The organism is Candidatus Woesearchaeota archaeon, assembly GCA_018303405.1.
Taxonomy (GTDB): Archaea; Nanobdellota; Nanobdellia; order Woesearchaeales; family JABMPP01; genus JAGVYD01.
The window spans coordinates 14,163-26,266 of record JAGVYD010000018.1; the positions used below are offsets into that span (position 1 = coordinate 14,163).

A 12,104-nucleotide genomic window follows, 5' to 3' on the forward strand; every position below is an offset into this window, starting at 1 on the left:
CAGTCTGGGACAGGGTAAGCTTTGAGGCTTCGACTGTGGCTTACAGGATAACATTGGACAATATTGCTCCCGGAGTGAGGCTGGATGGGCCTGGGAACAGGACTCTTACAAGCGCCAGTATAGTCTTGTTCAATTTCACTCCATCTGACAGCTATCTGAAAAATTGCAGTTTTTATGCAAATTTCAGCGGCGCATTTTCACAGAACTTGAGCAACACCACGCCTACAGCCGATGTGGAAAACACATTTGTCCCGACTTCCATTAATGATGGGTACTATATATGGAACGTGCAATGCTATGACCAGGCAGGCAATTATGCTTTCAATGATTCAAATTATTCTATAGAGATAGATACAACCTACCCAAGCGTATTCAATCTTTTTGCTCCATCCAACAATTCATATTCAATCAACCGGACTCCTTATGTAAATTGGTCTGAAACAGCAGAGGCCCATTTCAAGAATTACACAATAATCTTCTCAGTGCACACTGATTTCAGCATATACGACTTCGTTTATTCAGCAATTGGCAACATTTCCAACCATTCCTTTGTCATCCCGCTCTCGAATCAGCTCAACGACAACAGCAGGTATTACTGGAAAGTCATTGCCTATGACAATGTGAGCCAAAGCAGGGAATCAAACACTACATTCACGTATACAGTAGACAGCTGGTATCCCCAAATTAGGTTGATATCGCCAAACAACAACACATTGCAGACCACCAGCAATTCGTTTACAGCCTACTATAATGTCTCTGATAATTTTGGGGTAAGCAGCTGCTATATGGTAATTGATGGCGTTGCGGACGCGAGCTCAAGCTCCATTGAGGTGAATACCACCTTGACACTTTCAACAGTCCTGACAAACGGTCAGCATAACTGGAGCGTCAACTGCACAGACTATGCCGGCCACACTAACTCATCATCCTTCAGGAATATAACAATAAATGTAGCGACGCCAAAATTGAGGTTTTATGAAACATTGCCTGGCACAGACACTGGCATAACAGGGGACAAGAACACAGCCTACCCGATAAACCTTTCAGACCATATGGATGGGGGCGCAAACACTATCTCCGTGGCAATGTCAAATGGCAATTCCGGGACTTTCTGGCTGGTTGAAGCTGTCCTTTCAAACAATAGTGTCTATGGGCCGCAGGGATTGTACATCCCAGCAAGCAGCACAATTGAATTCGACGGTTATTTTAGCTCCAATAGGGTTGAGAATGCAAGCTGGAGATTGATCAAGAGAAACTCAACTGGTGACACAACAATTTGCCAAGTAGTGGATGATCAAGCTTTTTCATCTTCCTCATCGCAGAGATCTGCAAGATGCACTACTGGGTCGTCATACATAGACATTCTGCCAAGCAACGAGATGGTATTTGATGTCAGATTTTACAGGGACCCGACAAATGGGGCAACTGTAACGCACAGCTGGGACCCGACTACAAACAGCGGTTTCAACATATCTGCATATAAATTGGGAAATCTTGCTGCGAACCTTTCAGGCCCCCTGGCAATGCTCAGCATTAACCAGTCATTGACATTTAATGCCACATGCAATGTCAGCTGCACAGGCGGATACTGCCTGGGAACAGTGGTCACAGTCCAGCGAAACACATCAACGTCTGCGTGGGAAGCAATTGATATTGACAGTGGCGACCCATTGATACTTTCCGGGTCCACAAATCCAATAGGCATAGGAGTGGTTAATGTCTCACAATATGTCAATTTCACCCTAAAGGCAAATCAGTATTCGACCGACAACAATATCCGGTGCATTGCCACGAGTGATTATTCCAGCTCAACTGGCCTTTATAGCACAAGAATCATTGTGCGCGATCCAGACAATCCTGCAATATACCTATACAGTCCGGAAAACAACAGCTTTGACAGCAGCCAGGCCGTGAGATTCCACTACACGCCAAGTGACAATTACAACCTCTCGAATTGCACCCTTGTTGTCAACGGCATTGCCAATGTCACCAATTTCACCATAACAAATAACATAGTCAATAATTTCTCAGTCTCAACTCTCGGTGACCTCAACTATACATGGAGTGTCAATTGCACAGACAGCTTTGGGAATTCAAATGAGTCAGCGTTCAGGATTTTGGTAGTTGACAGGACTCTGCCCAATCTGACTTATTCCGGCGGGACTGCCACCAACAATTCCTTCCTTGCGCAGGACAATGTGCTCATCAATTTGTCCGCATACGACCTGAACCAGGCAAACCTCACTTTCTATCTTTACAACAGCACTTTTGAGATGGTAAACACAACAGTGCTTTATGCATTTGGCCAAGGCAACGCCACGCTAAACTTTAGCCGTCTGGCAATAATAAACCAGGCGTATTACTACAATGTCACTCTTGTGGACAGGGCCAACAACAAGAACACAACAGAAACCAGGAAAATAACTCTCGACAATACTGCACCCCAGATTGCATTTGACACAGGCACGGCAGCAAACAACTCATATTACAGCAGGGACTGGATTTATGCCAATGTGAGCATAACTGAATCGAATTTTGCCAACCTCACTTTTTATTTATACAATAGCAGCCTTGATCTGGTAAATAGCACAAATTACACAAGCCCTGCCTTTTTTGTAAATTTCACAAGCCTGGCTGATGCCAATGAGGATTATTACTATAATGTCACAGTTTTTGACAGGGTAGGATTTGAAAATTCCACAGAAACAAGGGTAATAACGCTTGACAACACCGCACCCCAGATTGCATTTGACACAGGCACGGCAGCAAACAACTCATATTACAGCAGGGACTGGATTTATGTCAATGTGAGCGTGAATGAGAGCAATTTTGCCAACATAACATTCTACCTGTACAATTCAGCGTTCTCTTTGGTGAATGCGACAAACTACACATCGGGCATGCTTTGAGGCTTCGACTGTGGCTTACAGGATAACATTGGACAATATTGCTCCCGGAGTGAGGCTGGATGGGCCTGGGAACAACAGCTGGAGCCCAGCTTCCCAGGTAGATTTCTATTACACTCCAAGCGACACCAACATTGCATCATGCACTTTGTACCATAATGCATCAGGCAGCTTTGCTGCCAATGAGACAAATTCCACTGTTGCAAATGGCATACAGGACACAATAAGCATAAGCCTGCCTGACGGCAGCTGGCAGTGGAATGTATTCTGCAATGACTCTGCGGGGAACGGCGCATTCAACTCGAGCAACAGGACCGTAAATGTGGACACACAGAATCCGAACATAGACTTTGACTCAGGCACTGCAGCCAACAATTCCTATTTCAACAGGAATTGGATATTTGTCAATGTGAGTGTCACGGAAATAAATTATGCGAACATCACATTTTATTTGTATGACTCCAATTTTGCCCTGGTTAATGCTACAAATTACACAACAGGGACGTTTTATGTTAATTTCACAAGCCTCAGTGATGTAAATGAAGCTTATCATTATAATGTCACTGTCTGGGACAAGGCATCAAAATACAATAGCACTGTGGCAAGGGTTATAACTCTTGATAGCCTCAATCCAAATGTGAATTATGCTTCCCCTACACCACCTGACAATACCAACCAGACTCAAACATCGCTTGTTGTCAATGTGACATTAAGCGATGCCAACAGCAACTCCGTCACCCTGAATTTCAATGGGTCCCTTACAACTGAAGCTATTTCAGTGAGCTATGCGAATTTCACAATACAGGGGTTGGGTGATGGTGTCTATGCCTATAATGTAACAGCAAATGATAGTGCTGGCAACAGCAACACAACACTTGCAAGGACTGTCAGGATTGACAACACCCCGCCGTGGCTTTACCCCGAATCTCCATTGAACAATTCATGGATTGGCAACCATTCCCATCCTGTAGTATACAAATACAATGTCACCGATGCTATTTTGTCTGTATCCAACTGCAGCCTCTATGTGAATGGCCTTCTGAATCAGACCAATTACTCATTGGCCCAGGCCACCTCCCTTAATTTCACCCAGGCAATGCCATCAGGCTATTTCAATTGGAGCGTCTCATGCAGCGACGCGCTGAAAAATGAGAATTATACAGGAAACCGCAGCCTCAGGGTGGATTTGACATATCCTGTGATTTCAGATGCATCAATCAATATGACTTCACTTAACATAACAACATATCTTTGCCTCAATGTCACTGTGACAGACACTTTTTCAGGGGTCAACGCCACTTATGCGAAAATCCTGGACCCGGATGGCATATATGAGAATGTATTTATGAATGAAACAGGGACAGGCTCATGCGGTGATGCTGATGGCAACAATGTTTATTGGGTGGCCTACAAGGCCAACAAGGTTGGCATTTTCAATTGGACTGCGACTTATGCCAATGACACTGCAGGCAACATCAATTCATCCATTGCAGGATTGCTCTTCAATTCCTCAAGCATAGCGACTTTGACTGCAAATATGACATTTCCTTTATCCAATTTCCAGATTAATGAGTCTGAAGACTACCAGAATTACACCTACAGGCAGGAATGCCGCGCCTATTGCAACGGGAATGACGGAGTCCAGAATTGCACTGAAGTGTATCTCTATGCCCAGTATAACCTGAGCGGGGCTGCTGCAGATATAACTACAGCTTCCTCGTTCCTGGTCAATTATAATAACAGTTATTATTGCGGGAACCTCACCGAAGGCGACCAGGGAGATTATTGCGCATATAATTTCACAATAAGGACATCTGCAACAGCAGGCATGACTGCATGGAAAATAAACTGCCGTGCCGGGTCAGCGACAATCGGGACATATACTTCCTTTGAGAGCATTAACCTGACTGTCAATGACCATCCAAATGCGAGCTTTGCCTATCCGAAAAACAGCACCTGGCTGCATGGCGTTGAAATACTGAACGGCTCGGACACAACAGATGACAAGCCAATAATCAGGTATGCGTTCGAGATTGATGATAATGCGGGCTTCTCGTCGCCAGGCCTTGTCTGCGACACCGCTGACCAGAACTGCACATTGAACACGCTCTCCCAGACCCAGTGCGAGAATGAGTCCTATGCCTGCTACCTCAGGTTAAATGTGACTGACTCGGACTGGCTGGAGAACAGCACAACAACAAACATAGGCATTGACAATCTTCCGCCGAGGATTGTCCTTGGGGCACCTTCAAATAACACATGGAGCAATGAGTCTGCCGTGAAGATTAATTACACTGCAACAGACATCAACTTGGATACATGCACAGTTTACCACAATGCGTCAGGGCCCTTTGCTGCCAATGTTTCTAACGGGACTGTTGATTCAGGTGTCCGTGATTCAATATCCATACCGTTCCCTGACGGCAATTTTGTGTGGAATGTTTATTGCAATGACACTGAAACAAATGCAGCATTCAATGCCACAAACAGGACCTTGAATGTTGATACAGTGTATCCAAGCATCAGCTTTGCGGGCGGCACTGAAGCCAACAACACCTACTTCCCAAGGGACTACATATTTGTCAATTTGAGCATCACAGAAAGCCATTTTGCAAACCTGACATTCTATTTATACAACTCAACCTTTGAATTGATAAATCTGACAGTGTACAGAGCAGTGCAGCTTACGGGCCCAACAAATGCCAGCATAAATTTCTCATACCTTGAAATTACAAATGGAGTGTATTACTATAATGCCACCATGGTTGATCTGGCAAATAACATTAACAGTACAGAGACGAGGAAAATCACCCTGGACAACACCAATCCCACAGTGGATTATGCAGGCCCGACGCCCATTGACAATTACAACCAAAGCTCAACAAGCTTCATCGTCAATGTGACGCATTCGGAAACCAATCCCGACAAGGCCCTGCTCAATTTCAATGGGACACAGTATCTGCTGTCCTATGCAGGGGCATCCACTAATTTTACCTTGGCCGGGATAACCCACGGCTATTATGTGTACAATGTGACGGTCAATGATTCAGCAGGCAATTCAGCGCAGACTGCCGGCAGGGTTATTAGAATTGACAGAATCCCGCCCTTCATCAGCCTTGAAGCCCCGGGCAATAATACCTGGAAGCCGGCGAATACGACATTTTACTACAATGTGACAGACGACTTGCTTTTCCCCGGCAATTGCTCCTTGGTTGTCAATGGCACAATAAATGAAACTGACTACACAATTTCCGAGCAGGCTTCGCAGAATTTCACAATGTATAATTTTGCAGAGGGATATTACAGCTGGGCAATAAATTGCACAGACACCGTGGATAACCAGAACAACAGCATCGCCTATATTTTCAAAATTGACAGGACAGGGCCTGTCTCAATTCTTGACAGGCCGTCTAATTTCACCAACATATCTGCCAATGTATATATGTTAAACGCTACAGTAACAGATGGAGAGGTAGGGGTTAACACCACAATTTTTGAATACAGCCAGAACCTTGGCCAGAGCTTCCAGGCTGCCTGCATTGACCAGGATGGCTCTGACAGCTATAACTGCTCATGGGACATATCATCCCTGCCAGACAGCAGGCTTTACCAGGTCAGGGTCAGGGCAAATGATAGTTTCGGCACCTATGGCGAATATTTCACAAAATATAACATAACATTGGATAGGGCAGCGCCGGTTATTACATTGCTGAATCCGGGGAATAATTCGCGCGACCTGGATGGCACAGTCCTGTTCCGGTACAATGTTACTGATGTGACATCAGGCATTGGAAATTGCAGCCTGATTATTAATAACGAAGTCAATGCCACCAACTATACAGTTTTGGGCAATAATACAAACAATTTCACGATTTATCTTGCTGAGGATGTGTACAACTGGTCAGTTAATTGCACTGACACTGCAGGCAATGTGAATAGTTCAGTGAGCTATAACCTGTCTGTTGAGCCTGACAGGGCATCGCCCCGGGTAAATTTGAACTTGCCCCTGAATAACACAATTTCAACAATAACCACAATAAATTTCTATTTCAATGTGACAGACGCGCTGTCTGAAATAGCAAATTGCAGCATTTTCATAAACCATACCCTGAACCAGACCGACAGCACAATCGCCAAGAATGCAACACAAAGCTTCGAAGTCTCCGGATTCAATGACAACAGCTATTCCTGGCAGATAAATTGCACAGACAACAGCTCTGGTTATTATAATGTTGGCACAAGCGATTTATACAATCTCACTGTTAGCAGGGCAACCAACCTGTATGTTTCGGTATTGAGCAATAAGCTGTTATATGAAGTGGACAAGTCAACAGGGCTGGGCGAAAATGCAACAATAACCGTAAATGTGTCAGACAAATTTGGCAATAAGCTTCGGGCAAACATAACTGCTGATGTGATATACCTAAATACATCAAATGTGCCTGTGATATGGTGGAATGTCAGCTACAAATACAGGACCAGGGTGAATATCACAAATAGTGAGAACCTGGCCCAAAATTGGTCAAGGGTGCTCCTGGCAAATTACACAGTCAATTTCACAATGGACACTGCAACATTGATCGCTGCTGGCAAAATGCAGGCCGACGGGGACGACCTGAGGGTTGCTTATTGGAACAATGATACGGGCAACTGGACACAGCTTGACAGGCTTGTCTTTGGCATAAACTCGCTTTACACTAGCGTATGGTTCAAGACAATTGCAGACATCCCGATAAACACGAGCGAGATTAGATATTATATTTATTATGGGAACAACAGCGCCGGCAATCCGCCAGCCAATAGATCAAATGTCTATTTTTATTATGAGGGTTTTGACGCCAACACCACAAGCTTGTATAACCTGAGCAAGGACTTTGAAGACCTGAGTGAGGATGTGGCCGGGACAATACAGTACGATGCAACAAATAAATGGCTGAATCACAGCGCATCGGGTGCATTTGGTAAATCAATCAGGAAAAATATCCCCTTAGCCGATTCTATCATCGAAGTTTCGCATTATTATAATGACAGGAATGGATTGCTGAATAGGATGGAAGTGGCAAGCATGATTGACGGCGACACTTACTATTACTTCTACACAACAAGCAATATTGAAGGGACTGTGCTCAACAGGTATAATGGCGGGGCAAAGGAAGACCCTGTGCTTGCAAGCTCTGCCACAACCTATTCCACCAAAAACCAGTGGTACAGGCTGACCCTTGAGACCTATAGCAATGATTCAACAACCTTCCTAAAAGGTTATGTGGATGATACGCTGTTGCTAAGCTACAATGATTCCAGCCCTGAGAGGATAGTGGCAGCAGGCGGCTTCGGTGCCGGCGAATTCAGGACAATTGGGTATTGGGACAACCTTTCAGTGAGAAGGAAAACGCTTGTTGGGCCGAATTTGAGCAGCTCTGATGAAGAAGCCTGGATTTACCGCAAATACAATGAGTCAGGAGGGGATGGCTCCTATAAATTCAACTTTACAACAACAGGAAGCCAGTTTGGCAATTACTCTGTTGTTGCCCTGGCGCACAATGATAATTACCTGAATGGGCTTGGCTTTGTGACATTCGAGCTGACTCCGGATGTCACTTCACCTGCAATTACACTGAGGCTGCCAGTCAATGATGATAACATTACTGTAAGCACGGCTGTTTTCAATTGGACAGCAAGCGACAGCGTAGATACAAATGCCTCATGCAATGTCACAGTCAATGGCAATGTTGAGGCCCAAAATGTCAATAGCCCGCGGGACCAGACCATGAATATTTCTGTGCCTGGCCTGCCTGAAGGCGCCAATTTCTGGAACGTGACTTGCTGGGACGACTCAAATAATACGAACACCTCGGTGACATGGAATTTCACAGTTATTGCCGGACCATCGGCGCTTAATGCGTCATTGGATGATGATAATGCCAGTGTAATCCTTGACTGGAACAACATATTATATGCAGACTCGTTTAACATTTACATCATAGATGACTTCAACGATGAGTTCGGCGAAACACCGAACATTACGGGGATTACAGACAGCAACTATACAGACAGCGGCGCTGATGGAAAGCCGCAAAGATACTACAAAGTATCAACAGTCAGGGGGAATGCCAACAAGACATCTTCCATTATTGTCGGGAAATATGACATTGAGCTGGTGAACAATACCAATGCTGTTTCAGACTGGAACTTAATCAGCCTGCCGTTTAACATATCAAATTTCGAGCTGAACAATGGGACAAACAATGGCTATAATTTTGCCGTGAGGCCTGCAAGCTGCCTCTGGCACCTCTATGCCTACAATTCAACCACTGATTCATTCGATAAGACTGATTTCAATGGCACAGCCTGGAGGCCGGCAGCAGGAAGCGATAATTTCACGCATCTGGAGATTGGAAGGGGATATTGGGCCGAGGTCAACAAAACATGCAATATCACCTTTGTCGGGCAGGTGCCCACAATAAACGTGTCAGTCAACCTTACCCAGGGGTGGAATGTTGTTGGATGGTATTCGCCAAATGAATCCGCCCTGCCGCAGGATTACAATCCACCTTATCCTGTTGTTGTCAATCCTGCGAATTCCGTTGTGGCTATTGACAGGTATAACCCTTATACAGACCTTTTCGAAGTTACAATCCATTACGTAATTGCTGGCACGCCATGGGGCTGGTTCCCATCATTCAATAACCTGGATTTCCTTACCATGGAACCGGGCAAGGGGTATTATTTCGATGTGACGCCGCCAGCCTATTGGCAGCACGAGCCAAATACAAACAAGGGATAATGATTTAATGATAAAGCATGAAGATGTGACTTAAAGAATGAAACGGAAAAAACCAAAAATGGGCATTGGAACAGGTATATCAAATCCTGCTGGGCTAAAAATATTTACATGGCTGATTCTGGGCCTGATATTGGTATCAGTTGGCCTTGCCCTGCCAGTCCCGCACGGCATAGACGGCAAGATCTATGAGCTTGATGGCATAACAGAGGTTCCCGCTGGAACGCAATTTTCAGTTCTCAACATGAATAATGGGTTGGCTGTCTTCGGGACTACGGGCCATGTTGGGACAGGTGGATTTTCAGCATCACTTAAGGGAGAAGACGGGGACACAATTGTGGTTAAGGCATGGAATCTTTATAATGAAGTTGAATTAACATTGGCCCTGGCAGGCGTACTGCACAATGTAAATCTTTATCTTAACATGACCTACCCGGCAATGCCGCCAAACATAACATCTGCTCCTGGGACAGAGGCAACCCAGGGTGTGCCATACTCATATCAAGTTACAGCTGTCGACGGCAATAATGACAATCTTGACTATGGCCTTGCAATCTGGCCAGAGGGCATGTCAATCAATTCTGGCACAGGGCTTATAACGTGGACGCCGCAAAACGAGGATGTCGGAGTGAATTTTGTGTCAGTTTATGTTAATGATGGAACATACACCGTTTATCAGAATTTCAGCATAACTGTCGCAAATGTGAATGATGTCCCTGTCATAACTTCCTTGCCTGTTTTAACTGCGACTGAGAAAGCTTCCTATCTTTACGATGCTAATGCTGCTGACCCTGACAATGACACGCTGTTTTACGCATTAATGCAGAATCCGCCAGGCATGTCAATTAATCAGCAAACCGGCTTGATAAACTGGACACCTAACCAAAGCCATATTGGCCAACAAGGCATTTCGATAAGGGTTTCAGACGGCTTGGTCGGTGCAGACCAAAATTTCACAATTGATGTCTCAAATGTCAATGACTTGCCGGTTATTACCAGCCTGCCGGTCACAGAAGGCACGCAGGATATGGCTTATGCATATGATGTTGAAGCGAGTGATATTGACAATGATGCCTTGGCTTACAGTCTATTGGAGAGCCCGCCTGGAATGGCTATCAACGGCACAAATGGCATCATCAGCTGGCTGCCTGATAATGGCCAGGTTGGCACACATAATATTACTGTAAGTGTCATGGATGATAATGGCAGTACCTCTCAGGAGTTTGCCCTGATAATCGCAAATGTGAATGATGCCCCTGCAATAATTTCTTCACCCATAACCATAATTAAGTCGGGCCAGACATATCTGTATGATGTGGACGCCGTGGATATTGACGGCGATGCAATCCTATACTCAATTGTGCAGGGCCCGGCGGGTATGTCAATAGATTCAGCAAATGGCCTGATAACATGGAAAACAAAAAGGTCAGTGGAAGGGGTGTATTTGATCATTGTGCGGGCAAGTGATGGAAGCTTAATTGATTTGCAAGAGTACAACCTAACAGTCTCCAAGAAACCAGACCAAACTGCAGGAAGCAGCTCCACCCTACCAAGAAGAATTCTTTTCCAGTCATCGAGTTTGTCTGACACAGTCATACTTGTGCAGGCTGCTGAGGCTATGGGCACTGTTGAAATTCAGCCTATTGAGATGTCAACGAGAACGGCTGGGACAGAGCCGTTGCAGTTGAGGGCGTACAAGTACTTTGTCCTGGAACATGCAGAGCCTGCTGAAGATGGATTTGTCCAGATAAGGTTTAAGATTGAAAGGCAATGGATGGACAGCAGGGAAATAAAATATTCAGACATGGTGCTGTATGTGTTTGAGGATGGCAAATGGCTTGAGCTGCCAACCCAGTTTGCGGAAACTGATGGCACATTTGCCTATTATGATGCAACTTCATCAGGATTTGGCAATTTTGCGATTGCTTTGCGGGAAGGGGTGCCTGTAAAGGATATTGACGCTGCCCAGAGCTCAGGATTAAAAACACCATTCAGGATTTCTGGAATTATTTATTATAATGACAAAACACAGGTTCCGCCGGGAACTGAGTTTGAAATCCGGAATATTGACACCGGCGAGACTGTAAAAGGACACACAGGTGTCGGCCCATACAGCGGGCTTTATGCAGTCAACATGCACGGCAAATTCGGGGACAGGCTGCTTGTCAGGATACAGGGGTCCGCGCAGGTGTTTGAGGCAACCATGCAGGATTTGGACAGCTTTGACTTTGTAATTGACAAGAGGACAGGCGGGCTTTCGCAAATAACAGGCTATGCAGCCAGGGGAAAAGGGCTGCAAAGCCAGGCTTTGACAGTATTGTGGATGCTGATTGTAGGATTCATTGTTGTATACATTGGCTTAATGGCCTACAATAAGCTGAAGAAATTATGAAATGTTCCACAGGGCCGTGCCCTGC

General features: G+C 45.1%; 3 protein-coding genes. All 3 read left to right on the plus strand.

Annotated features, from left to right (window positions below; all coding sequences use genetic code 11):
• Positions 1-2,909, plus strand: a 2,909-nt coding sequence (locus J4227_07335; GenBank protein MBS3110314.1) for a hypothetical protein, incomplete at its 5' end; no start/stop codon positions are given.
• Positions 2,878-9,690, plus strand: coding sequence for a hypothetical protein (locus J4227_07340; GenBank protein MBS3110315.1), 6,813 nt, complete (start codon positions 2,878-2,880; stop codon positions 9,688-9,690). The genes J4227_07335 and J4227_07340, both read left to right, overlap by 32 nt.
• 37 nt (positions 9,691-9,727) lie before the next feature.
• A complete protein-coding gene (locus tag J4227_07345) occupies positions 9,728-12,079 on the plus strand; it encodes a putative Ig domain-containing protein (GenBank protein ID MBS3110316.1) in 2,352 nt (783 codons plus the stop codon).
• Positions 12,080-12,104: the final 25 nt, after the last annotated feature.

Bases quoted from the DNA above. Each gene is read 5' to 3' on its own strand.
- J4227_07340 (MBS3110315.1), top strand. From the start codon at position 2,878: ATGCGACAAACTACACATCGGGCATGCTTTGAGGCTTCGACTGTGGCT.
- J4227_07345 (MBS3110316.1), top strand. From the start codon at position 9,728: ATGAAACGGAAAAAACCAAAAATGGGCATTGGAACAGGTATATCAAAT.